We start from the raw sequence: 26,352 nt of genomic DNA, 5'->3' as shown, positions 1-26,352 counted from the left end.
CCAACTTTTTCACCTGTTAATGGGTTCACTGTGATTGGTGTTGTGATTGTCTTACTTCCTGGTTGTCCTTCTTGTTTCACTCGCTCTTCACCAGGTTGTAATTTTGGATTAAATTCACGTTTTGTCTCGAACGGTATCTCTACTGTTTTTGTTTCTGTTTTATTAACTAGATTAGGCGTTAGTTTAAATGTTGAGTTATTTAAATCTGTTCTCATCCAACCATTTGCATATACACCTTGAGATGTTCCCTGTCTTTGACTAGAAGTAATTAAAAAGTTATATGCTTCAGATTTATCCAATCCCAAATCTGATATATTAGCTTCCCAAATTTTACCAGCATATTCGGCTCTCATTATCCCCGATTTTTCATTGTACGCTAATTTTAAATTATTAAGTAATTGACCATGGAATTTTCCATCTGTTGTATCAATAGAATTATCTGCATATTGGAATGAATTATCCGCTTTACCTCTTGTTGGTATGTTTGTTCCAACCTTTGCTGTAGTTCCATCAGCACCTGTTTTTACAAACGTACCATACCCTTTAAATCCTTGTCCTGCCTGTTTCTCTTCTTTATCCATGGGATCTTTAAAATTATACCCTGTATCAATTTTAAATCCTGCTGAATTTTCCATTCCTTTGGGACCTAATATACCACCCTTTTGTAAATATTCGTTACCGTCACCTTTACTAAATAAGAACCCCCATCCATCAGCGCCAGTTGTTACCGATTGATGATTATTAGCTATTCTAATGTTAAACTCAAAGTCATTTTTAAATGAAACTTTATTCTTTAATTGTAATGCTCCTGTCAATTCGTTTCTTCCAATACTTTTATTATTGAAACGAGTGACTTCAGATACCTTTAGATCCTCTGGATTGCTTTGTATATCAACACTTCCGTAACCTTCAAAATGTTCTTTACCTTGAATTGTAATTGGGGTAGATTCAACTACATTTTTAGAATCTCTTGTAATATCAAAAGAGCCTTCATCAACAGAACGAGCTTTTCTAACCTTAGGTGTCTCTGCGTTATGAGTGACTGACGATTTCGGCTGAACTTCAGCAACATTAGCTACTTCTTTTGGTGTATCCTCCTTTTTTGATATATCTTCAGCTTTTACTGATGGTTCATGTTCGATTGTGTCTTTGTTTGAAGTTACTTCAGATTTAGCCTCTATACCTTGTGGTGCAGTGTCTTTGTTTGTTACTTCTTCAATCTTCACTTCTTTTGATTGGACATTATCTTTTAATGTAGTTGGATTCTCAATATTGTTTTCAGCTGCTTCTGCCTCTTGTTGAGTTCCCAAATACATTAGTGAGCCAATTAAAATAGATGCTGTTCCAACTGTAAATTTTCTTATTGAATATTTATTCAATTTATTTGATAGAAAATCTACTCTTTTATTTACCGGTCCTTTCTTATCTCTCATTTGCATACTCCTTTTTTCCATATTTTCCACTTTACTTACAGTGAATTTACATGTAATTTTACAAATACAATAGGAGTTGCACAATGGAATATAACACTTATCTTTATAAAATTATTTTATATATTGACACACTTAAAACAATCTACAAATAAAAATATTATTTTTAGTTTTCAATGAATAATTCATTCTTATCTGTTGGAAAAACCCACCAACTCAATAGCATTGAATTTCTAAAATAAAAAATACCTTAACGCATTTAAAAATACATTTAACTGCACCAAGATATTAAAATCTCGAAACATACCTTATGTTTCATTAATATTTATTTCACTCAAAAGATTTTTAATATAATTGTGTTGTTTTACAGAAACAACGATGATTACATTTCTACTATCATGGGGGTCTCTACATTTATTCAAGTAACCCTTTTTTGATAATTCTTTTACGCTTTTAACAATCCTAGACTGGTCTATACCGATATAACTTATAATGTCTCTCATAAAATATTTACCTTCATCATTTTTAAATACATCTAAATATGCTAATACTAAATAATTATCTAATGTAAGACAAAAATATTTTTTTAAATATTTACGCAGCTCATATGTAGTTAATACTCTTTTCATTAATTTAATATTGCTCTTGCTTTTCAAATCATTCATCAAGTCTTCATCCCTTACTTTTAATTGTCACGTCAAATAATATTTGTCTTTAACTAGTAATAACTCCAAATATATTTAGTTTGTTGTGCTAGCTATAAACACAAATGAATCATAACACTATATTTTGATTTTGTTCAATTGTTTTTGTTTTTTGATAATAAATGAATTTTTCATTTGTTATTCCGTGATTTTTAGTTATTTATATTTTATATATATTATATATAATAATATATAGGTTAACATGTCTTCAAAAGAGATTACTTTTATATTACTTTAAATAATATAAAGTATTGGGACATCAGAAAATAGTAGGAGAATGTAAGGTGGACTATCAAACTTTCGAAAAGGTCAATAAACTCATAAATGTAGAAGCGTACATATTTTTTCTCACTCAAGAGTTAAAGCAACAATATAAATTATCATTAAAAGAATTGTTGATATTAGCATATTTTTATTACAAAAATGAACACAGTATTTCACTAAAAGAAATCATTGGTGACATACTTTATAAACAATCTGATGTTGTAAAGAACATCAAGTCACTATCTAAAAAAGGATTTATAAATAAGTCTAGAAACGAAACAGATGAACGTCGTATTTTTGTTTCAGTCACTCCAATGCAGCGTAAAAAGATTGCATGTATTATTAATGAGTTAGATAAAATAATTAAAGGATTTAATAAGGATAGAGACTATATTAAATTTCAATGGGCTCCAAAATATAGCAAAGAATTTTTTATACTTTTTATGAACATTATGTACTCAAAAGATTTTTTGAAATATCGATTTAATTTAACATTTATCGATTTATCTATATTATATGTAATATCATCTCGAAAAAATGAGATACTAAATTTAAAAGATTTGTTTGAAAGCATTAGATTTATGTATCCTCAAATTGTTAGGTCAGTTAATAGATTAAATAATAAAGGTATGCTAATCAAAGAGCGATCCCTTGCAGATGAAAGGATTGTGTTAATCAAAATAAATAAAATACAAGATAACACTATTAAAAGCATATTCACAGATACTTCCAAGATTCTCAAACCAAGAAAATTTTTCTTTTAAATTTAACAGATTTACCTCTTGATAAAATAAATAAGCAATCATAATACTTCTCAATTTAGTATAAATAAAAATACATAATTAACTTTCTTTTGTTTTCATATTATTTCAATACCCTACTATATATCACAGCACATAAATTAAGCATGACACTCATTCAATTTAGTTCACCATTTCGTGTCCCAATTTTATTGAGTATCATGCTTTTTAATGTTATAACCCTAATTCTTTAATAAATCGTGTTAATTCTTCTCGCATACTGTCATCTTTCAATGCATATTCTATGGTAGTTTTAACAAAGCCTAATTTTTCTCCAACGTCATAACGTTCGCCTTCGAAGTCATATGCATACACTTGGTTATCATTATTCATACGCTCAATCGCATCTGTTAACTGAATTTCGTTACCTGCGCCTTCTTTTTGCGTTTTTAAATAATCGAAAATTTCAGGCGTTAATACATATCGCCCCATAATAGCTAGGTTTGATGGTGCCGTACCTTGTGCTGGCTTTTCAACAAACTTTTTCACTTCATACTGACGTCCATTTTTAGTTAATGGATCAATAATTCCATAACGATGAGTATCTGCTTCCGGAACTTCTTGGACACCTATAACTGAGTGCCCCGTTTCTTCATAAACGTCAATCAACTGTTTCACTGCTGGCACCTCAGATTCAACAATATCGTCACCTAATAATACCGCAAATGGTTCATTGCCGATAAATTGACGCGCAGAACTAATCGCATGCCCTAAACCTTTTTGTTCTTTCTGCCTTACATAAAAAATATTCGCAAGTTCCGTTGAATACTGAACTTTTTCTAGTAATTCAGATTTACCTTTTTCTTTTAACACCATTTCTAATTCTTTTTGACTATCAAAATGATCTTCAATCGCGCGTTTGTGGCGACCTGTCACTATAATAATATCTTCAATTCCAGCTCTTGCAGCTTCTTCAACGATATATTGTATTGTGGGTTTATCTAAGATAGGAAGCATTTCCTTTGGCATCGCTTTAGTTGCTGGTAAAAATCTAGTCCCTAAACCAGCAGCGGGAATGATTGCCTTTTTTATTTTTTTCAAAGTTAATGTGCTCCTTTTCCTAAGTATTAAATCTATGTATCAACGTCATTTTAACACTAATTAGAACGCCTTCATAGTGTCATTGAGTATGTAATTATTTCTTGGGAAATTTGATTTAATTTTAAAAAACAGGCTTACTTCATATAATTTATGAAATAAACCCGTCAATTTTGGATTGATTATGGATTATGCTTTGTTATTCTTTTTATTTCTGCGTAATAATGCTAAACCTAGAATGCTAAATAATCCGCCGAACAACATACCTTTGTTTGTTGATTCTTCTCCACCTGTTTCAGGTAGTTCAGATTTCTTAGATTGTTTTTGTTTAGTTGGTGCCACTACTTTAACCTTTTCATTGATTTCAATAACAGGTGTTACTACTTTACCTTGTTCCACTGGTTTAGAAGGTTTTTTAGGTTCTTCTTTGGTAGGTGATACTGGTTTACCAGGTTCAGTTGGTACCTCTGGCGTTGGCGGTGTTGGTGTTTCCGGCTCACTTGGCACTTCTGGTGTCGGTGGTGTTGGCGTTTCCGGCTCACTCGGTACTTCCGGTGTCGGTGGCGTTGGTGTTTCCGGCTCACTTGGTACTTCTGGCGTCGGTGGTGTTGGCGGCGTTGTATCTTCTTCAATCGTTTGTTGACCTTCATTTTGACCGCTTACTTTTGGAAGTGTATCTTCTTCAAAATCAACACTGTTGTGTCCACCAAATTGATAATTAGGTTTATCTTTGTTTGTATCTTCTTCAATAATTTCATTATGCTTATTGAATCCATGGATATGTGGCACACTATCGAAGTCAATATCAATGATATTACCACCTTGTTCATACTTAGGTTTGTCTTTCTCTGTATCTTCTTCGAATGACTGGTTACCATTATTTTGACCATGAATTTGAGGTACACTATCGAAATCGATATCTACGATATTGCCACCTTGTTCATATTTAGGTTTATCTTCTTCTGTGTCTTCCTCGAATGACTGATTACCGCTATTTTGGCCACCTTCGTAACCTAATTCACTCTTAATATCAACGTGGCTATTTTCTTCGATTTCTTCAACCACACCATAATTACCGTGACCATTTTCAGTTCCTAAACCAGAATGAGAAATATGATGATTGTTTTCAGTGATTTCCTCGATTGGTCCTTGTGCTTGACCATGTTCTTCTGGTAGTTCATCTACTAGTTCAATCAAATTACTTTCAGTTGTATATTCTTTCGTATCTTCAACTGTTGTATGGTCGGTCACTGCGCCAGTTACAATACCTTTTGTAGACTCTTCGTCAAATTCAACTAAGTTAGACTCAGTTGTTACTTGGCCACCACCTGGGTTTGTATCTTCTTCATATTCAACAACGTCAGCGTGATGTTTTGAATTTTCATGTGTCGATTCTTCAAAGTCAATTGGATTTGATTCCTCAGAGGACTCAGTGTATCCTCCAACGTGACCCGCTTCGCTATCCACAGCAGTATGGTAATCGATATCAATAGCTGATGAATCCGTTTCTTCTATTGTTTCAATGTATCCATCAACATAACCACCTTCACCATCTATAGCTGTGTGGTAATCAATGTCAAGCGGTGTATTGTCTTGATTTTCTTCTGTTTCAATAATTTGCTTCTCATCGTACTGTCCACTGATAGAACCATTACCACTATCTTCAGAGAATTCGAAGTTATTAGAGTCTACGATTGGTCCATATTTTCCATCACCATTAGCTTTATTACTATATAAAACTAACCCATTATCCCATGTTAATGTATAGCCGTGGTTATAATAATAATATGTTTTATAGTGATTTTCAGGGTATCCAGTTAATTGAGTTCTAAAGTTCACTTCACTCGTACCATTTAAGTAATCTCCGGTGTAATGAATTACATATGTTTTATCTAATTTGTCAAAATTTAATGAGTAGCTACCATTGTTTTGTACTTTTAATTTATCACTCATTTGATTCGTTACATCTTTTAATTGTGTGCTGTCCACTGTATTTGCATAAACACTTTGTGGTAGCCCATTTTCAGTTCCAACATACTCATATATTTTAACATTTGGTTGTGTTCCATTCTCATTACTTCCTTGTGTCAACATACCCGTTACAGTAACACTGTCTGAATTGTTTCCATTTATAGGCTTAATATATGCTACGTGTGTAAATTTATTTTTTTCTTTGTCAAACGTTTCAATCGAACCATTTACATTTGTATAATGATTTTTAACACCATCTTTATATGTTATTTGCATAGTTCCTGATGTTTCTTTGCCATTTAATTTTGAAGTAATTGTTTGTTGTCCATTGCTTTGAACTGTTTTAGGATCTATGAATAAGTTTATTTCTAAATTAGCCGTAACATTCACTTTATCTTTGATGTAATCAATAAACGTATATCTAATTCGGCCGTTATCTAATACCTGTCCTTTAGCCATTACTAATGAACCATTTTTAATATCTGGAACTTTTCTTGTAGTTGATACTCCATGCGTGTTTACATTATTTGATAATGTAAAATCAAAATAATCTCCTGTTTTCAATCCATCTTGAAATTTTAGTTTATACTTCAATACTACACGTTGCCCTTCATGAGGCTGAACATTATTTCCTTTTGGCGCTTCAATTTTACTTTCATCTTCTACTGTAACTTTACTTGTCACATCTGTACCCGTTTCCACTTTCGCGTCACTAGCGTCCACTACATCTGCTGATCTTGTCACACGTGGTTTACTTTCTGATGCTGTTCTTGGCTGTGCCACTTCAACTTGTGTTTCTGCTGCTTGATTTTGTGTAGCCTTTTTAGGTGTTAAATCTACTTGTCTTTGATCTCCGCTATTGTCTTGAGGTTGTGTCGTTTCCTTAACTTGAGGTTTCGCTTCTTCCTTAACTACCTCTTCTTTAACTGTTTCTACATTTGCTGGTTGTGCAGTTAGTGGTGCTTGTACTGCTTTTGGTACTTCTTGAGTTGTTACTTGTGTTGCGTTTGACGGTTGTTCTGTTACTGTTGCGTTATATGATTGAGTTTCTTCTATATGATTAACGTTAGTTGCAGTTGTTTGTGTTTCACTTACTTTATTATCAGTAGCTGAATTCCCATTTTCTTCTACTGTAGTTGTCTTTTGTTCTGATGCTGCAGCTTCTTTATCTTGTCCCATCCCAACAACGATCATTGTTCCTAAGAATACTGATGCTGCTCCCAATTTATGTTTTCTAATGCCGTACCTAAGATTGTTTTTCACTATAATATCTCCCTTTAAATGCAAAATTCATTAATTTTTTTAAACTTAATAAATGCAAGTCTATATTGTTCGGTTTTTAAAAGCAATACAAAAAAGCGAGTTAATGAAAAGTTAAGATTGTCATTAATTTTATGTTAATTGATAATTTTATTATTTGAAATATACCTATAAATTGTATTCAAGTCGTCACAAACCCTTGTCAAACAAGGCTTGTACTTTTTATACTTATTTTTAAAATTAAATTAATCATTATCTAATTTAAAACAATATACTAAACGTTTCATAATTATCGCCTGTACAATACGCACAAAAATATGTCTTGAAACGCCTTTCATTACACTAAAATAACCAATATACTTTTTATATCGTTCGGATTCTAAGTATTTCAGACGATTTTCTGCATAAAAATAAACGTGTTTCGAGGCAATATATTGTAATTACCTAAAAACACGTTTACTTAATATTTAGTTAAACAAATAAGCTGATGAATAAAATGAAGATGATACCTGAAACGGAAATAATCGTTTCTAATAATGACCATGTTAGGAATGTTTCTTTTACAGTTAAACCAAAATATTCTTTAAACATCCAAAATCCTGCGTCATTTACATGAGACAAAATCACACTACCTGCACCTATCGCAAGTACAACTAATGCAACATTTACATCTGATGATTGTAATAATGGTAAGACAATACCTGTAGTTGAAATCGCAGCTACTGTAGCCGAACCTAATGCGATACGTAGCACAGCTGCAACAATCCATGCTAGTAAAATCGGAGACATCTCTGTACCTTCAAACATTTTAGCAATTGTATTTCCGACACCACCGTCAATTAATACTTGTTTAAATGTACCGCCACCGCCAATAATCAATAACATCATTCCGATTGGATAAATCGCATTCGTCACTGATTCCATAATATGATTCATCTTACGTTTTCTCATTAATCCCATCGTAACGATTGCAAATAATACTGCTATTAGCATGGCTGTCCCTGCTGTTCCTATCATATAAATGATAGATTCAAATAGATTTGTAGGTTTGTCGTGCCCGGTTACAAGTTGCGTTATCGTAGACACTAACATTAATATGACTGGTAATGTTGCTGTTAATAAACTCATACCAAATCCTGGCATCTCTTGATCCTTAAATTCTTTTTGTGCACCTAACGCTGAAATATCGCCTTCTCGTGTATACGCAGACGGAATCATTTTTTGTGCAATTTTGTTAAATATAGGTCCTGCAATGAGTGTAACTGGAATGGCAATAATCATACCGTATAGTAATACATCTCCTACATTCGCCTTTAATTCTTTTGCGATGACTACCGGTCCTGGATGTGGTGGTAAAAAGCCATGTGTCACTGATAAAGCTGTTACCATAGGTAGTCCTAGTTTTAACACTGAAACATTTGCGCGTTTTGCTACTGTAAATACTAATGGAATCAGTAAGACTAAACCTACTTCAAAGAATAATGCAATCCCGACGATAAATGCTGCAACAAGCATTGCCCATTGTACATGTTTTTGACCAAATTTTTGGATCAACGTGTCTGCAATTCGAGTTGCACCACCACCATCAGCAAGTAATTTCCCAAGTATAGCACCTAAACCGAATATCAGTGCAATGTGGCCGAGCGTACTGCCCATCCCTTTCTCAATCGTCTCCATAATTTTAGTCAATGGTATACCTAGCATTAACGCTGTAATCATCGATGTGATAATTAATGAAATAAATGTATTTAATTTAAATCCAATAATTAATACTAATAAAATAACGATACCTAAAACAACACTGATTAACGGCCATATTTCGTTAAACATGACATTCCCCTCTTTCTCTTTTCAATAGAATGTAACACCGTCGTCGCGCACGTATTCCACATAATATATAGTAGTCATGGCACAACAACTTTATCTAAGATGCTTGAGTGACGTATTTATTGTGTTTTATTTTCAGCCATATGTTGGCGTTGAAAATCTGCAATTTGTTCATAATTCTCTGTTAAAGAACGACTTAAATTGATAAAAATGGATACGAGCTCTTGATAAACAGCGACATTTTCTTTAATCGGCGTATGATTGTTTGTGGCACCGACCATCGATGAAACGATTGAAAAATCTTCAATGTCACCTACAGCTTTAAGCCCGAGTACGCAGGCACCTAAGCATGAACTTTCATAACTTTCAGGAACCACTAACTCTGTGTCAAATATATCTGACATCATTTGACGCCATACTTCACTTTTCGCAAAACCACCTGTTGCTTTTATCATCTTAGGTGTTTCATTCATTACTTCAATAAGCGCAAGATAGACGGTATACAAATTGTAAAGAACACCTTCTAATGCAGCGCGAATCATATGTTCTTTTTTATGAGATAAAGTTAGACCGAAGAATGAACCTCTTGCATTTGCGTTCCAAAGCGGTGCACGTTCTCCAGCTAAATAGGGATGGAATATTAAACCATCTGCACCTGGTTTAACACGCTTAGCAATTTGAGTTAAAACATCATAAGGATCAACACCGAGACGTTTCGCAGTTTCAACTTCGCTTGCTAACAACTCATCGCGCAACCATCTCAATACGACACCACCATTATTTACAGGGCCTCCAATGACGTAGTGGTCCTCTGTTAAGACATAACAAAATATTCTACCTTTGTAATCAGTACGGGGTTTATCTATCACCGTACGAATCGCTCCAGATGTACCGATTGTGACAGCAACTTCTCCTTTACCAACACTATTGACACCCAAATTAGAAAGCACACCATCACTCGCACCAATAACAAACGGTGTATCTTCATTAAGCCCCATTAATGTTGCATAACGTTCTTTCATACCTTTCATCACATACGCTGTTGGCACTAATTCTGGCAACATTTCCTCGGAAATACCAAGCAATTCTAATGCCCCAACATCCCAATCTAATGTTTCTAAATTAAACATCCCTGTTGCGGAAGCCATTGAATAATCAATGATATATCTATCAAATAAATGATAGAAAATGTATGTTTTAATATCTGCAAACTTAGCAGTACGTTGAAATACATCTTGCCATTCATGTTTCATCCAAAAAATCTTCGCTAATGGCGACATAGGATGAATAGGCGTACCTGTTCGCTGATAAATCGCATTGCCATCATGCACTTCATTTATTACTGTTGCATATTTTGCAGCGCGGTTATCTGCCCAAGTAATATTATTTGTTAATCTTTGATGTTGCTGATCCATCGCAATCAAGCTATGCATTTGCGCACTAAATGACACAAATTTAATATCATCTTGATTAACTTTCGATTCCCTCATTATGTATTTAATTGTCATTAATACCGCATCAAATAATTCATCTGGGTTTTCTTCTGAGACATCAACGTTTGGTGTGTGTAAATCATAGCCGATTTGATGTTTCATGATGAAAGTTCCATTTTCATCATATAAGACTGACTTGGTACTCGTCGTTCCAATGTCGACACCAATCATATATTTCATGACAAATCCTTCTTTCTTTCATTTTAATTCAACCAAAATCCTTCAATATCTTTACCAACATCGTCGAAATTTAAGTGAAACGCTTCTTTCAAAATTTGACTGTCGTATTGTTCCACTGCATCAATAAACACTTGATGATTATGATGTATGCGTTCAAAATCTTGCGGGTTCTGTTGCATACGTTGTCGCATGGATGTTAAAACGAGTGCCATCATTACTGGTTTTAAATGACTCCAAAATGAGTTTAAATATTGATGATTAGATGCTTTGATTAATGTTTCATGAAATTCAAAGTCATGCTTCGTAAATGATTCTGCATCCTCAAATTTTACTGCCACTTTCATCATTTCAAGTTGTTTCTTCATTTCTTTTACGATAGGTAGTCGCTCTTGATTTTTAACTCTTGAAAATGCAAATGACTCTAACATCAGTCGCAAATCGTACATTTCTTTCTTTTCTTGTTCCCCAAACGGCAACACATGTGCACCCATTCTTTCTAATTGGATGAGTTGATTTTGTTGCAATAATTTAAATGCATCTCGAATTGGCGAACGACTCACATTAAATTGCTTTGCCATTTGATTTTCAGTGAGTAACGTACCTTCAGCTATGTGACCATTCACAATGCCTAAGCGTAATTCTGCTGCGATACCTTCTCCAGTTGTCATACCTTCCAACCATTTCTCTGGATATCCATACATCATCAAAGCCACTCCTTCATTACACGACATACTTGTATACAAGTATGTTAATATAGTTCTCAAGTGTTTGCAAGCGCTTTCTTTACGCGTACTAAAATAGTGACCACCCCTTTTCGATGAAAATTTAAAGGGAATGGTCACTATCACACGAATGATTTAATTGTTATGTTGTATGTGGGATATTTCTAATTGTTCTGTACTCATATGCGCTTTAGGTACTTCAATGCAATAATGCGTTTCATGACAGTTTGGACATTCGAATCGACGTGTTGTCGCTGTATGTTTCGCTTTGATAACTGCCCACAAAGACGGTGAGAATATATGCTGGCAGTTAGGACATAAATAGGCAACCTTTTGTTGGTAATAAAAAGTAACACCAATGCCATAACCGATCATAAATGGTAAAGCAATTAAGAACGGCCATTTATTTTTCATCAAAATTGCGCTTATAATGCTAGAATATTGAATTATTCCTATAATACCAGCACTAATCCAAATGTTACGACGAATACTTTTCATTTCAGCTGATTTACTCATGACATGCTCTATGTCTTTTAAGTGTGTGATTGGAGACGTCGACGTTTCATTTACGTAATATTGAACATTTTTAATTTTGTATAATACCGCTTGTTGCTGTTTGACTTGTTGGTTAATTTCTTGTTGTTTCATAGTTAGTAAAGTATTGAGCGTCTTCAAAGTACCTTCACCTTTTAGCAACATATCTATATCGCTTAACGCACAACCTAAATCTTTAAGCAATAAGATTAACTCTAATGTTTGTCGCTGTTGTTCTGTATACACACGACGCTTTCCTTCTGTAAATCCTTGTGGTTTCAAAATACCTTTGCGATCATAATATTGAATCGTTCGTGTTGTCACATTGCATAATTTTGCGAGTTCTCCAGTCGAATAGTTAGACATAGATTCCACCTCCTACAATCACCATAGTTGATGACCCGACGTCACGAGCAAGTACAATTTCCACATTTTAAAGGAATTTATTATACTAGGCGTCTTATTTTTGTGATTTCGTACCATGTTGATTTACAAAATCACTCAAATTAAGCAACACTCCTACTAAACGTCTACTCTGTTATTTCAGAATGAATTTGTTGTAATTTATCTTCAACTTCAGTAATCTCTGTCGCACATTCTTTCAATAAATCTCGATACTTTTCCGTCTCTGCATTGTTTTTATAACGTATTTTATGTTCTAAACTTGCCCACATATCCATACCTATCGTTCTAATTTGAATTTCAACAGGCAATACCTCAACGCGTTCTGCTAAAAAGACTGGAATGGATACAACGATATGTAAACTGCGGTAACCATTTTCTTTAGGGTGCTGAATATAATCTTTACGTTTTATCAATTGTACGTCTTCTTGTTTAAGCAACATCTCTTCAATCAAATAAATATCATCTAAGTAATTACATACTACGCGAATTCCGGCAATATCCAGTATGTGTTCTTTGGCAGTTTCTGCGCTAATCTGTAATCCTTTACGATTAAGCTTTTCTATTAAACTACGCATTTCTTTCACACGTCGCTCCATATGATGTATAGGATTGTGTTTATAAATGTGATTGAAATTGTCATCTAAAATACTCAGTTTAGTGCTTATTTCCTTTAGTGCTGATGAATAAATATGATCTAACTCTACGAAACCTAATAACGTATCAAATGCTTCATCACCATTTTCAAATTTACTTAAACTATTTTTAAAATCATGTCGCAAATCCTCTAAATATAATGATGGTTTTCGATCTACATACATTTTTATACTTACCTCCGATATATAATCATCTTTATTGTACCTAACATTTTATTAAGATAATACTAATACACTATCGAACTTTGGGCTGATACTGAAACAGCACAAAGAAATTCAAACAATTCGAATTATGTATCAAAACCTTCAATTATAGGAAGTGATTTTAAAATGATTTAATGCAAAAAAACACCTGTTACCGTTATATAGGTACAAGTGCTTAATTGATAGAGATGTTATACGTCTTTAAATGATTCCACAACTTTTGGATGTGGACCATCCATAAGCGGTTCTCTTTGTCGAACACCACCACTTTGGTTGCCAATTGATTCGCTATCAAAGTACGATTTATCTTGATTTGATTGTTCTTGAATATGTTCTTCATTATCAGTTGTTGCATATTCACTATCCACCTCTGTTTTTTCCATTGTTGCTGTATGGAATTGTACGAAGTTCTCTTCTTCTAATGCTTTGATTTCTTCTTTCGATAACGCTCGATACCAATCTTTCGCTTTTTTCGCCGCAATAGGAACAACATCTTTTTCAAGATATCCTTCTTTTAACATTGCATTCGCAATTTCTATCGCTTTTTGCCGTTTAATTACTTCAAATTCTTTCCATTTTTCGGGGTAACCTTTCATTGTAAAGGGCATTTCCTTAACCTCCAATATGTTATATACCACCATAATTATAAAATGAAACATATTAAACACAATTTTTTAGACTCCCGTCATAATAACTTCAGACAAACGTTAGTCTGACCTGATAAATATTTTATTTTAAACGTTCTTGTCTCTCTCACGAAAACCATTGTGTTGAATATTCATCATTGCTGATTGAATATAATTATACTGTGGCAAATCTGGTAATATCTTTATTTCTAATTCTGTATTTAATTCTAAATGCTTAGCGATGTTTTCAAATGTTGCTAAATACTCGCCCATTAATTGTTCATTTATTGTAAGTCTATCTTCATTAGCCATGGCTCTATTTAACATAAAGATAATTTCTTCTAATGCGAATAAGCTAGGATAATAATTTTGAATCAATGTCTTATCACTAAATAATTCACCATTAGCTGCATTATAAACTTGCGTCATGTTATTTAATTTCACAGATAGGTTCATAGCCGTGTTTTTCTGATACACATCATCTTTATATTGGTTTTCAGAAAATAAATAATGGAAGAGTGTTGCTTCTTTACGAACAACTTCAGCCATTACATTAGGAAGCAATGCGGATGCGGTACGTTGTCCAAGGACAAATAAACCTATGATTGCAATCACAATACCCATTGCAACGTCAATAACTCTTGGAAACGCAATGTTAATTGTTAAATTCTGTGATGCTAAGCCGTTCATTAAAATAACTTGTATTGTAATAAAGACTACTGCAATCGCATAATTTGCTCCCACCAATGCTTCAGTAAATAATGCTGCAATGCCCATTAAAATTACTGCAACAGGTGTTGGTATTGAAAATAACAATATAACAGAAAGTACTAACACACCTAAAATAGTACCTAAACCTCGTGCCATACCTCTCTCGATTGCATGTATAGTTGATGTTCCTAGTAATATTGTATGTGCAGATAACGGTATCCAGTATGCTTTTTCAAAATTAAACATTAACGCAATAAATATCGCTATCATCATAATCGCTGTATATCTCAATGTATTTCTAAAAACAATAGAGTCTAATGTTAAATTTTGATAAATGCGTTTACTATATAAAGGTTTTCGCATGTCTGCTTCATACGCAATACGCGCTTCATTTGCATGCACCATTTCATCAATTTTCAATATATGGTTGAATAAATTTTGAAATTCCTCTGTTACTGTCACTTCTTTTCGCCAATATCTTACATTTTCATCACTATTATCTAGTTGTGCAATGATATGATCCATCATTTCAATTAACTCATCTGGCAATGGTCGAATTTGTTTAGCGTTCAACTCTAACAGTTCAGAATAAATCCCTTGGGCAGATGTGTGTAATAATAATAATTTTTGGAAACGTCTACTTAATTTATCGTTACTTGAAGTAGAAGTGATTAATAATTTATCAGATGCTTTAAAACTATCTACCGCTGTTTTTGCTACTTGTAAAAAAGCAGATTTATCATTATAAGTGTGTAACAACTTAGTTATGAGTTTAAAATCATTTTGAATTGCTTGTTCTTCAGCTTTGTTTTTAGAAAATACGATCGTGATTAACACCATCATAGTGGCAAGTATACCGCCTACTAAAATCGCAAAGCCTCTATATAATGCTTCTTCGGGAGCTATAGATAAGTTAATGGGTAGACTGAATGTCACAATGAAGAATGTCGATGACGGTCCAGCTATTTTTAAGGCAGTAAATATATAAAATGGTATAACCGTAACAATTAATAATGTCATTCCAAAAACGAGTGGCGTTTTGGCTGTTAGCGTACCAAGCATCATACATATTGCAAACGCTAAATTACAAATTATTACAGTTCGCAGCTTAGATCGCGACGGACCTTTAAAAACATAAATATGGGCTAGTGTTCCGGTTGCAACTAATAATCCAAATTGGAAATTACCAAATAAGTAACCGATTATTGCAGGAATAATCATTAACAGTCCCTGTCTTACACCTTTATAAAAGTCTAAGTTAAGTCGATTGATTTTTATGAGTGATGTCAAAAAGATGTCATTTCGACTTCTCCTTTCCTTGTCAAAATATTTCCATAATCTTTTTATTAGCATAGTTAAAATGAATTTGTTGCTATAAATTTTAATTACGCAACATATGTCATTATAACACCTTATGCTCAATTATCTAAATTTAAAAACTTTTAAAGTCCAATTAAAATTATTTTCTAATGTTATTTAACATCGTTGAACCTTTGGTCGCCCACCTTTGCGCTAGTTAAAATTTATTTGTGACATGTTGAGATTATTTTAGTGAATTATACATTTAGGGTTAGAAATACATTCACATAGACTTAGTGTCTATTTACTTCATATTATTCCTAGGGTTCAAGATCCAAACTATAGTGAATTTAAGAAAGTTTATAAAACATATTTGCCTCATAAACTTGAATAGTTCCTATATTCGTTATTTAAAATGACATTCGATGTCAGTTCATTTCTTAAAATATCGAAAGATGATTACGTATAATATATATAGTGACGTATTTACAAATAATGGCAGTAAGCAATACAAAATGATTACACAAAAATTTCCTTCTACTCGATAAATTAAGAAGTATAAAATAATTAAAAAAATACTTATAATTAGACCTATAAGAGGCAAACTTCTAATATATTTTTCTAAGTTTTCCTTCATATGTATAACCTCCTAAAATTTATATGTACTTTTACAAGCGTTACCTGACTAAGGTTTTAAAACTTTATTTCTTCTACATATATCATTTTAATAACTTCCCATTCATCTTAAACCATATCTGTTTTAAAATTTTTCAATTTCAACGTAAAAAAAGCAATAAGCCCCAACTATGTGAAAGCTTACTGCTTGTTTAAATTATTTTTCTATTGCTTTATCATCACTAACAATTAAAGGTTGATCTGGTTTCACATAGAACCACATAATCACAGCGATTACTGCTGGAACGATTAACAATTGGAATGTCATTGTCCAACCTAAATGTTCTACGAATAGACCTGCTAATAGCGGACTGATTAATGCACCTATATTACCCCATAAGTTCATCCATCCTGATACTGTACCAGAGAAGTTACGTCCTAAATCAGTTGCTGCAGCCCAACTCATACCCATTGAAATACCGATACCACCAAGACCTAGTGATAACCAGAAAATACTTACATATAAATTTCCTGTACGTACAGCAAAGATAATTGAAACTGCAAATACAATAAATCCTGCGATTGCAATGACACCTCTAGCTACGAATTTTGAACGACCTAATCCTAATACACGGTCAGAAATTGCACCTGCTGATAAGATTAAGAAGAACATTAATAACCAAGGTAATGAACTAATGCTCATTTCTTTAAAGTTAACGTGGAATACTTCTGTTAAATACGTCGGTAACCAAATTAAGAATAATGTAATGATAAATTGTACAACAAAGTATTGAATTGCAATTGCATAGAAGCTAAAACGTTTAAAGAAATCATTCCATGGTGGTGATGACTTTTCAGTAGCTACGATATCACGATTTTCCATAATGAAACGTTTCTCCGCTTCATTAACCATTCTATGTTGCTCAGGTAAGTCTTTGGCAATAATCGCCCATAATACAGCCATTAAAATACCTACTGCACCAAAAATGTAAAATACTGCTTGCCAGTTAAATGCGTTAACAATAGCAATTGTAACTATTGGTGCTAATACAGGTCCGAAATATGATCCTGCTAATAATGCACTTGATGCTCTACCTTTTTCATTTTTAGAGAACCAAAATGAGTTAAACACAGCATTAGAAGGGTACATTGGCGCCTCACCCACACCAAATAAGAATCTCACTAAATAAATTAAACCGTGGTTCTTAATCATACCCGTTAAGATTGTAAATGCACTCCACCAAACTAATGCAATTGTAATCATCTTACGTGGACCGAATTTTTCAGCCAACATCCCCGATGGTACTTGCATTAATGCATAACCTAGAGAGAAGAACGATGCCAATAAACCAAATTGTGGTTTTGTCATCCCTAAATCATCCATCATTTGCTTAGCGATATATGAAATGTTTGCTCTATCCATATACGCAATAACCCCAATAAAGAAGAACGCAAGCGCGAACATCCACCTTACGTTAGTTCGTTTTTCCTTCATAACTATTCCTACTTCCCTAATTAATTTTTTAAAACTTACCCTGAAACGTTAAAATTTTCGGACATCTGGCATGTCCACCCCTACTTTGTCACAAAATTGTACCAAAGTTATTTTTTATAATATTATCAGACATGGAAAGCGTTTACAATAGAATCTATAAAAATTTTATTAAATTCCGCTTAACTTTTGCTATTAAAACGATATAAAGGAACTTTTAGTTACATAGTAGCCTATCATTTGTTAATTAAAAATACTGCAATTCTAGTGTTTTAAAACGTATATTGCAGGCTTTCTTACATATTCGACATTCATTTTAAATTGCATAAAACTACATTGCTCATTCATTGTGCAGCGCCTGTTATTTAGATGATTATTTGTTGACTTTTCGTACTTATAGCAAGCAATTTTTTGATTTATTGCTTATAATACATTTTAAGACAAATGCTTGTTTCAACATCGCATACGACATCATTCATTATTCATTTGAATTTATCCAGTTTCTATTTGTCTGCAATTGCTGAAAATTAAAGGAGCTTATTTTTAATAATGGAACAAATTATCACTGAATTTATTAGTCGTTTTGGGTATGCAGCCATTTTTATATTAATTTTATTAGAAAATGTTTTACCTATCGTACCATCGGAAATTATTCTGACATTTGCTGGTCTTATGTCTGTTAAATCACATTTATCAATTATAACCTTATTTATTATTGCAACCATCGCATCATTTATAGGATTGTTAATTTTATATTATATCTGTCGTTTGATTTCAGAAGAACGTCTATATCGCTTTATTGATCGACACGGTAAGTGGATTAAATTGAAAAGTAAGGATTTAAAGCGAGCAAATGATTGGTTTAAAAAGTATGGCGTATGGGCTGTATTTATCTGTCGTTTCATACCTGTATTACGTGTATTGATTACCATTCCAGCCGGTGTAAACCGCATGAATGTTGTGACATTTACCGTTATTTCATTAATAGGTACAACAATTTGGAATTTCGGTTTAATTTTACTAGGACGCACGTTGAGCGATAGCTTTGGTATGTTGATGACTGGTCTTCATACATATTCACGTATTATGTATGTTGTCATCATTATCGCAGTCATTTACTTTGCTATACGTTACATTGGCAAACGTAAGAGAGTAAAATAATATTGTTGTTAGTATAAAGGCATGAATTTTAAATTTCTATAAACAAAAAGCAGTGAATCATTCCATCTATTGAAATGATTCACTGCTTTTTTAAGTTTATTTGGCATACTTTAGCTGAAAGTCATCTAAAACCCTTTACGTTAAGAGATATAATGAAGTTTCCCATCAAAGTTCAGTTCCCTCAGTATATATACATTCCGCAAACGCATCTCACAAATCCATCTATAATACAAATTATCATTTTAAATAAGCAGAATTTACCCTGTCTTCCACACAAACTGTTTTCGTCACTTTAATATGCCTTCTATTCAAAAAAGTCACTCATAACAAATTGCGCATTTTAATAAATGTAGCAATGCCATTTGCATGCTGCAAAAATACTCTTATTCATATTTATGTTTTATATTATTTAAGTTTTTTAAATCCATATTTTTATAACACTTGCTATGTGATAAAATTAATTTTATATATAAAATCTTAAGATTCAGATTATTTAATAGCAAAGGAGATAGTGATATGGATGTTTTAACAATAGAACATTTAACAAAGAAGATAGGCAACAAAACGATTCTCGAAGATGTATCATTTAAGCTGAAACGCGGACAAATAGTTGGTCTTGTTGGGGCGAATGGTGCGGGTAAAACAACTTTAATGAAAGTTATATTAGGTTACTCTAGTTTCCAAAGCGGGAATTTTAATGTTATTAACAGCAAGGACAGTAAAAACAATATCGGTGCATTGATTGAAAATCCAGGAATATATCCTTTTATGTCTGGATATGAAAACTTGAAGTTATTGAACGAATCAAAAAACACTAAAGATATCGATAAAATTGTCTCACAACTTCATATGGATGAATACATTCATAAAAAAGCTAAAACGTATTCTCTTGGTATGAAGCAAAAATTAGGAATTGCTATAGCATTTTTAAATGACCCTCAATTTATTATCTTAGATGAACCAATGAACGGCTTAGATCCAAAAGCTGTGCGAGATGTACGTGAATTGATTGTCCAAAAAGCGCAAGAAGGTGTCACTTTCTTAATTTCGAGTCATATTTTAAGTGAATTAGTTAAAATCACAAACTCTATCCTTATTATTAACAAAGGTAAAATTGTTACAGAAACATCGGAAGAAGAACTTAAACAATTTAAAGATAATGATTTAGAAAATGTATTACTAGAAATCATAGAAAGGGAGGACCAAGCATAAAATGGGAACTTTAATTAAACAAGAATGTTTCAAATTATTTAAAAAGAAATCAACTTTTATCGCACCTATTGTCTTTATTCTACTAATGGTTGCTCAAGGTTATATTGCTACAAAATACAATAAAATTTTTACGCCACAGGAATCTTTCACATCTGCTTATAATGGTTTTTCATGGTTTGCATTTTTATTAATTATTCAAGCAAGCACAATCATTTCAATGGAATTTCATTACGGTACGATTAAAAATTTACTCTATCGTGAATATTCAAGAACAACTATGATTGTTAGCAAAATCATCACGTTATTTATTATTTCTTTAATTTATTTTGTTATTACAATTATTGCTTCAATTGTTATTGGGTCTTTATTCTTTAATGATTTAAATATATTTGAAAGTAGCGGTAATCAATTATCTTTATTGAATCAATTATTATTAGTTAGTTTAGGTACATTTATTGGCGTTTGGTTAGTTTTAAGCTTAACGTTGCTATTATCATCTGCAACTAATTCAACGGGTGTAGCCATTGCTGTAGGTATTGTTTTTTATTTTGCAAGTTCTATTTTAGCAGTTATTCAAACGGCACTTTTAGAAAAAATAGACTGGCTAAAGTGGAATCCTATTAATATGATGAATATTATGCTTCAAACAGTTGAAAAAGGCTTTAGTAAGTCGACGAAATTAGAACTTCATGAATTGTTTATTGGTAATATTGCTTATATTTCTATTTTCTTAATACTTATAGTATTTATTTTCAAGAAGAAAAATATTTAGTAACTTAAAGTATTAGATGAATAAATACACACTTATTCCATCGTAATTCAAAATCATTTTCAAATCCCTTCACCCAAATAATGGTGCGGGGATTTTTGATATGTCAGCATGCCACGCATTCTATCTTTAATATATTTGGCAGTGTGTCACTTTACTTGATATATGAGAATAAATTTATTAGCTAAATGAGAAGTCCCATCGCAATTAGCGATGGGACTTCGTGTATAATTTATTTTTATAAATATTGATTATAAAAATCTTTCATTTTATCTACTGCTTGTGATACATAAGGTTCTTTATCATACATATCAAAATGATTTGCACCTTCCACGATAAATATATCTTTTGGATCTAAAGCACGTTCATAGGCATTCTCACTTTGCCAACGTGTACCTGCTTCACTACCTGCAATAAATAGTACGGGTTGTGTCAGTAACTTATCTACTAAGTCAAATGCCGTAAATTCAATCATACGGTCAAAACTTATGAATGGGAATCGGTTAATAGAACGTTCGTGTTGCGCTCTTGGTGTACGATAATATTCCCAACCGTCTTTCGTTTCTTGATCCATATCATTCGTAGGTTCATCTGGTACAAATCCTACAAGTTTTTGTTCTGCACCCTGTGCTTCGGATTTTCTTTGTTCAGCAACTTGGTCTAAGACAGCATTAATATCTTCTTCATTTTGGTCTCCATTCCAACCTTTGCGGAAATTTTGGCCAATATCTGCTGCGCTAATACCAACAACAGCTTTAATTCTTTTCTCTGTTTGAGTTGCTTTAATTGTATAACCACCGCCTGCACAAATACCTAAAGCACCAATACGCTCATCATCTACAAAGTTTAAAGTATTGAAATAATCAACTGCTGCGCGAACATCTTCAACGCGTGAGGATGGATCTTCTAGATTGTGCGGCGACCCTTCACTTTCACCTTGATAACTTGCATCATATGCCATAGTTATATAGCCTAATTCAGCTAATTTTTCTGCATATAACCCTGCTGTTTGTTCTTTAACGCCACCTGCTGGATGATTTACAACGATTGCTGAGTATTTACGATTTTTCTCAAAGTTTTCAGGGAAATACATATTTGCTACTACATTTAAGTTATTACTTTTAAAATTCACTTTTTCCATTATTCTCTCTCCTTATAACCATTGTGGTTTATTACCGTCTGTATTAGGTTTGTTTAATCCAATATTTTCTTTTGAGTGAAGTTTAGGATCTTGAGAGATTTTAACTGCTAAATCTGCCACACTTTTACGAGACACTTCAGTCCCTTTAAAGGGTTCATCTCTTTGTGTAACTTCATAATTAATCTCGTCATAGTTCGTTAACCAAGCCGGTCTGAATATTGTGTAGTCTAAATCGGAACTTTCAATTGCTTTAGTGGCTTCTCTAAACGGTGCGAGATAAGGACCGATATTTTCATCATTCCATTCACCGAATTTACCTGGTACTTCATGTAGTGTATTAAGTGCTGTGACAAATATTAAACGTTGCGTACCTTTATCATTCATTGCTTCGATAATTGTCTTAGCTTGCTCGCCTAATGTTTCTCCGGTAGAACTAACAAACACAGTATCTACATTACCTAAAGCATTAGCAACGGCGTTTTTATCTGTCGCATCACCTTCAATGACTGTCACTCTGTTTGAATCATATTTAGGTAATTTTGCTTTATTTCTCGCTAATAGCGTTAAATCAAAATCTGTATTTTGTAAATATAAGTCAATGGCCTCTTGTGAAATTTGACCACTTGCACCAATGATTAAAATACGAGTCATTTAAATACCACCTTTTTCCTTTTATAGTGTTTCTTTATAGAATGATTCAAGTTTTGGTAATACTTGATTAATATATTCTGGGATATCATATAAATCCACGTGTGATGCGCCTTCAATTTTATATAATTCGTTGTTATTGCCTGCTGCTTTTTCAACAGCATTAACGCTATATTCAATCGTGTCTGCTTCTGTACCTGCGATTGCTAAGAATGGTTGTGTCAACAATTCATCAATATATGTGAAAGGCGCAAATGTTAATACTTCTGAAAAACTTCTTAATAATAGTTTGTTTGGTGCGTTTTTATGTTGACCACGTTCAGTTAAATAATAATCATGCCCTTGTACCATTGTTGAATTTTCAGGCATAGAATCATCAATTTCTTCAGGTACATAGCCAGTAATGCCATAATCTGCGCCATTTGCTTCAGCTGTACGTTGATCTGCAACTTGTGTCATAAATACCAATTGGTCATCAATTGATACTACATCGCCAGGACCTTTACGGAATAAAGCACCAATATCTACCATACTTACAGTAGCTAATGTTTTAATACGACGTTCTGTTCTTGCTGCACTTACTGTATATCCACCACCGGCACAAACGCCAAGCGCACCAATTCTGTCATTATCCACAAAGTCTAATGTTGTAAGATAATCAACTGAAGCTCTAACGTCTTCTGTTCTCGCAAATGGATCTTCTAAATATCTAGGAGGACCTTCACTTTCACCTTGATGTGATGCATCATATACAACCGTAACGTAGCCGAATTCCGCAAGTTTCTCTGCATACATACCTGCAGTTTGTTCTTTAACACCGCCACCTGGGTGACAAACTGTAATTGCTGGATATTTTTTGCTTTCATCAAATTGTTCTGGTGTATATAAATTCGCTGCTAATAAATTTGTTTTACTTTTAAAATTAACTGATTGTTTCATAGATTAAATGCCTCCATCTTTTTATATAAGTCATTCATTTGTTGTAGATATTTATTACTCTTGTGTGTATAATGCCATACTAGAGTATTTAAATGTACAATTCAATTAACAAGGAAGCACATATGTGTTTTAATACACAGTTTTATAAAAATGGGTTTTAAAAGGAAGGAGTATTATTATGAATGTTGGGGATTTACGTGTTGTTAAAACGAGAGCTAGTATTAAAAAGGCATTTATGACCTTACTTTTTGAAAAAGATTTTGATACTATTTCGATTAAAGAAATTACTGAATTTGCGCAAATTGGGAGAAAAACATTTTATCTACATTATATTGATAAATATGATTTACTAGATCAAATAGTATCGGAAAAATTGATAGAACTTGAGCAAATTGGTAAAATGAAAAATCGTCTGGGTGTACAAGAAGGTACACAATTATGGTTTGAATTTTTTGAAGACAATAGAGCTTTTTTCATGAGACTTTTCAATATTAGTAGTGCTTCAAATTATAAGAAAAAATTGCTCCATTTTATTGAAGAAGAATTTAAAAAGAAAATACCGACAGAAGTCGCTACGAATAAAGGATTAGATTATCATTTGTATATCAACTTTATTAGTAGTGGTATTATCGGTTTACTCGATATCTATCTAAATCGCAGTGATGACATACAAGAACAAGACAAAATAATCTTACAAGTATCACGATTACTATCTTTGTATGATTTAACATAGATTAAAATTGATCCAACCTATAAAATTATAGGTTGGACGATTTTTTGTTTAATTCATCAAGCTTTAAAAATGCCAACAATAACTCAAAATCGACACTTAGAAATTAAAAGAGCTGGCTTTCACGAACTATTTTTCGATTTAATATTTGTATATGCAATTCAAAAAATTGCGCATGTTATACTTCATGCCCATCATGGTACGATATCTTTTGAATTATTCTTCAAATATGTCATGATGAGTTTAATTTTATGGATACTGTGGGCCCATCAAACCTTTTTCACTAACCGTTTTGGTGATGCAGTAACAAAAGACGTCATTTTTATGATGATTAGTATGTTTATATTGATTTTCCTTTCGAACAGTCTTTATCCTGATTTTGAAAAAACATTTAAACCATTCTTCTTTTGTGTTGGACTAATGTATTTAAGTATTGGATTACAGTATCTTTTACACACGAGTCGAAAATTAAGTTACGCAGACAAACGAACATGTCAGTCTTTCGCTATTGTAGCATTAACTGTATCTGTATTATCATTTCTAGCATTACTATTACCATCTAGCATCCATTATATTCCAGCATTCTTAGGTGTATTTATTGCAGGTACTGGCTTAATTCCTTTCAGGAAATATTTAGAACAATCACCAGTTAATATGATGCATTTGGTCGAACGTTTTTCTTTACTAACAATTATTATTTTTGGCGAGCTAATCGTAGGTCTTGCTTCAATATTTAGTATTACTGATTTTAGCTATATTTATATTTTCCAATTTTTAATTTTAGTATGTATGTTTGGGACATATTGGATAATCACTGAAAATTATATTAATCATAAACAACGATCCATAGGTTTTCGTTTAGTATACACACATCTCTTAATTAACATCGCATTAGGTACACTTAATGCAGCTTTAGTTTTTAGTGATAATGCTGAATTACATGCATATTTTGAAATTAATTTAATGTACTTAAGCATTTTAGCCTTTTTTATTGGTATTTGGCTAAATGCACCTTATTTCCATGAAAAATTCAGTTATGTTAAACATATTATTTATGCATTAGTGATATTACTTATTTCTTATCTCGTAAGTATTATCTTTATCGCGAACAAACATGTCATGATTATTTCGATAGCCATTGCAGTTGCGATAATTATGTTGATGTATTATAAGAATAATAAACACACTTAAAAGAATAACTATAAAATTTATATACACAAAAACTTCCTCACCTTTTGATTTATCTAAAGAAGATATGCATCCACATCAAATATCTATGATGGATTCTAAATTACAAGACTCTATATTCTAGAAAGAACTAGACATAAAACAAGCGAGGCTGGGACATTAAGTTCTTAGGCAATGTAAAAAAGCTGATTTCTATTAATTATTTGATAGAAATCAGCTTTTTTTAAATGTATTTGATAATATACAGCTCGTCGAGCTGCTATTTTCCTTATATTAAGTGCCATTAATACAAAACCTAGCTCTCGTTTAACTTTATTTATTCCTCGAACTGACATT

At 32.6% G+C, this 26,352-nt stretch carries 23 protein-coding genes and 2 pseudogenes; 6 read left to right on the top strand and 19 right to left on the bottom strand.

All coding sequences use genetic code 11. From position 1 onward, the window contains the following. Together ACXQH5_RS05080 and sarT are read right to left on the bottom strand one after the other, a co-directional pair. On the bottom strand, positions 1 to 1,433 hold a 1,433-nt coding region (locus ACXQH5_RS05080; protein WP_113590305.1), incomplete at its 3' end, for a YSIRK-type signal peptide-containing protein. A gap of 305 nt (positions 1,434 to 1,738) precedes the next feature. Further along, positions 1,739 to 2,095 (bottom strand): HTH-type transcriptional regulator SarT, encoded by a 357-nt coding sequence (gene sarT, locus ACXQH5_RS05075; protein ID WP_000998872.1) that lies wholly within the window; start codon positions 2,093 to 2,095, stop codon positions 1,739 to 1,741. A 323-nt stretch (positions 2,096 to 2,418) separates the two neighbouring features. On the opposite strand from sarT, the gene sarU reads away from it, so the two are divergent. After that, entirely contained in the window at positions 2,419 to 3,162 is a 744-nt protein-coding gene (sarU, locus tag ACXQH5_RS05070; RefSeq protein WP_000386370.1) for an HTH-type transcriptional regulator SarU, read from the top strand. A gap of 210 nt (positions 3,163 to 3,372) precedes the next feature. Here sarU and galU read toward each other — a convergent pair whose 3' ends face one another. The 12 genes and pseudogenes from galU to ACXQH5_RS05010 all read right to left on the bottom strand — a co-directional run bounded on the left by galU (position 3,373) and on the right by ACXQH5_RS05010 (position 18,231). Next, on the bottom strand, positions 3,373 to 4,239 hold the full coding sequence (galU, locus tag ACXQH5_RS05065) for a UTP--glucose-1-phosphate uridylyltransferase GalU (RefSeq protein WP_000721337.1): 867 nt from the start codon (positions 4,237 to 4,239) through the stop codon (positions 3,373 to 3,375). 186 nt (positions 4,240 to 4,425) lie between these two features. Further along, entirely contained in the window at positions 4,426 to 7,470 is a 3,045-nt protein-coding gene (gene fnbA, locus ACXQH5_RS05060) for a fibronectin-binding protein FnbA (protein ID WP_216766019.1), read from the bottom strand. Next, positions 7,454 to 7,556, bottom strand: a pseudogene (locus tag ACXQH5_RS05055) (hypothetical protein). The gene fnbA and the pseudogene ACXQH5_RS05055 overlap by 17 nt, the downstream one beginning before the upstream one ends. A 382-nt stretch (positions 7,557 to 7,938) precedes the next feature. Further along, positions 7,939 to 9,297: a gluconate:H+ symporter gene (locus tag ACXQH5_RS05050; protein ID WP_000481420.1), complete on the bottom strand. Its 1,359-nt coding sequence runs from the start codon at positions 9,295 to 9,297 to the stop codon at positions 7,939 to 7,941. A 116-nt stretch (positions 9,298 to 9,413) separates the two neighbouring features. Then, positions 9,414 to 10,967 (bottom strand): gluconokinase, encoded by a 1,554-nt coding sequence (gene gntK, locus ACXQH5_RS05045; RefSeq protein ID WP_000876641.1) that lies wholly within the window; start codon positions 10,965 to 10,967, stop codon positions 9,414 to 9,416. Between the two features lie 23 nt (positions 10,968 to 10,990). Beyond that, positions 10,991 to 11,671, bottom strand: a complete 681-nt coding sequence (locus ACXQH5_RS05040; protein ID WP_000990133.1) for a GntR family transcriptional regulator — start codon at positions 11,669 to 11,671, stop codon at positions 10,991 to 10,993. A 153-nt stretch (positions 11,672 to 11,824) separates the two neighbouring features. Beyond that, a complete protein-coding gene (locus tag ACXQH5_RS05035; RefSeq protein WP_000074020.1) occupies positions 11,825 to 12,589 on the bottom strand; it encodes a MerR family transcriptional regulator in 765 nt (254 codons plus the stop codon). Positions 12,590 to 12,753: 164 nt separating this feature from the next. Then, positions 12,754 to 13,446 (bottom strand): GTP pyrophosphokinase, encoded by a 693-nt coding sequence (locus tag ACXQH5_RS05030; protein WP_000289136.1) that lies wholly within the window; start codon positions 13,444 to 13,446, stop codon positions 12,754 to 12,756. Positions 13,447 to 13,676: 230 nt separating this feature from the next. Beyond that, positions 13,677 to 14,093, bottom strand: coding sequence for a DUF2188 domain-containing protein (locus ACXQH5_RS05025; RefSeq protein ID WP_001117054.1), 417 nt, complete (start codon positions 14,091 to 14,093; stop codon positions 13,677 to 13,679). 126 nt (positions 14,094 to 14,219) lie between these two features. Continuing rightward, entirely contained in the window at positions 14,220 to 16,043 is a 1,824-nt protein-coding gene (locus ACXQH5_RS05020) for an FUSC family protein (protein ID WP_057504560.1), read from the bottom strand. Positions 16,044 to 16,554: 511 nt separating this feature from the next. Next, positions 16,555 to 16,758, bottom strand: coding sequence for a hypothetical protein (locus tag ACXQH5_RS05015; protein ID WP_001621913.1), 204 nt, complete (start codon positions 16,756 to 16,758; stop codon positions 16,555 to 16,557). A 195-nt stretch (positions 16,759 to 16,953) separates the two neighbouring features. Next, a complete protein-coding gene (locus tag ACXQH5_RS05010) occupies positions 16,954 to 18,231 on the bottom strand; it encodes an MFS transporter (RefSeq protein WP_000660709.1) in 1,278 nt (425 codons plus the stop codon). Positions 18,232 to 18,777: 546 nt separating this feature from the next. Between ACXQH5_RS05010 and ACXQH5_RS05005 the strand changes: the two genes are divergently transcribed. After that, positions 18,778 to 19,389 carry a DedA family protein gene (locus ACXQH5_RS05005; protein ID WP_000435038.1) on the top strand — a complete coding sequence of 204 codons (612 nt, stop codon included), beginning with the start codon at positions 18,778 to 18,780 and terminating at the stop codon, positions 19,387 to 19,389. A gap of 8 nt (positions 19,390 to 19,397) precedes the next feature. On the opposite strand, the gene ACXQH5_RS05000 is transcribed toward ACXQH5_RS05005, so the two are convergent. Then, positions 19,398 to 19,496: a hypothetical protein gene (locus ACXQH5_RS05000; RefSeq protein WP_031774931.1), complete on the bottom strand. Its 99-nt coding sequence runs from the start codon at positions 19,494 to 19,496 to the stop codon at positions 19,398 to 19,400. A gap of 409 nt (positions 19,497 to 19,905) precedes the next feature. On the opposite strand from ACXQH5_RS05000, the gene ACXQH5_RS04995 reads away from it, so the two are divergent. Both ACXQH5_RS04995 and ACXQH5_RS04990 read left to right on the top strand, forming a co-directional pair. Then, positions 19,906 to 20,601 carry an ABC transporter ATP-binding protein gene (locus tag ACXQH5_RS04995; RefSeq protein WP_000382894.1) on the top strand — a complete coding sequence of 232 codons (696 nt, stop codon included), beginning with the start codon at positions 19,906 to 19,908 and terminating at the stop codon, positions 20,599 to 20,601. 1 nt (position 20,602) lies between these two features. Beyond that, on the top strand, positions 20,603 to 21,373 hold the full coding sequence (locus ACXQH5_RS04990; RefSeq protein ID WP_057504559.1) for an ABC transporter permease: 771 nt from the start codon (positions 20,603 to 20,605) through the stop codon (positions 21,371 to 21,373). Positions 21,374 to 21,608: 235 nt separating this feature from the next. Here the strand turns inward: ACXQH5_RS04990 and ACXQH5_RS04985 are convergent, their stop codons facing one another. From ACXQH5_RS04985 to ACXQH5_RS04975, 3 genes are read right to left on the bottom strand one after another with little or no spacing between them, the layout of a single operon-like run. After that, positions 21,609 to 22,511: an alpha/beta hydrolase gene (locus ACXQH5_RS04985; RefSeq protein WP_000416915.1), complete on the bottom strand. Its 903-nt coding sequence runs from the start codon at positions 22,509 to 22,511 to the stop codon at positions 21,609 to 21,611. A gap of 12 nt (positions 22,512 to 22,523) precedes the next feature. Further along, positions 22,524 to 23,162, bottom strand: a complete 639-nt coding sequence (locus ACXQH5_RS04980; protein ID WP_000196908.1) for an SDR family oxidoreductase — start codon at positions 23,160 to 23,162, stop codon at positions 22,524 to 22,526. A gap of 21 nt (positions 23,163 to 23,183) precedes the next feature. After that, complete coding sequence (locus ACXQH5_RS04975; RefSeq protein ID WP_000814439.1) at positions 23,184 to 24,098, bottom strand: alpha/beta hydrolase; 915 nt, start codon at positions 24,096 to 24,098, stop codon at positions 23,184 to 23,186. Between the two features lie 178 nt (positions 24,099 to 24,276). On the opposite strand from ACXQH5_RS04975, the gene ACXQH5_RS04970 reads away from it, so the two are divergent. Together ACXQH5_RS04970 and ACXQH5_RS04965 are read left to right on the top strand one after the other, a co-directional pair. After that, positions 24,277 to 24,831, top strand: coding sequence for a TetR/AcrR family transcriptional regulator C-terminal domain-containing protein (locus ACXQH5_RS04970; RefSeq protein WP_001100492.1), 555 nt, complete (start codon positions 24,277 to 24,279; stop codon positions 24,829 to 24,831). A 69-nt stretch (positions 24,832 to 24,900) separates the two neighbouring features. Further along, positions 24,901 to 26,019 carry a low temperature requirement protein A gene (locus ACXQH5_RS04965; protein ID WP_001142365.1) on the top strand — a complete coding sequence of 373 codons (1,119 nt, stop codon included), beginning with the start codon at positions 24,901 to 24,903 and terminating at the stop codon, positions 26,017 to 26,019. A gap of 164 nt (positions 26,020 to 26,183) precedes the next feature. Here ACXQH5_RS04965 and ACXQH5_RS04960 read toward each other — a convergent pair. Further along, positions 26,184 to 26,352: pseudogene (locus tag ACXQH5_RS04960) on the bottom strand (IS5/IS1182 family transposase); the annotation flags it as partial.

The organism is Staphylococcus sp. SA22 (assembly GCF_054165785.1).
This window is presented reverse-complemented; position numbering and strand designations above follow the sequence as displayed.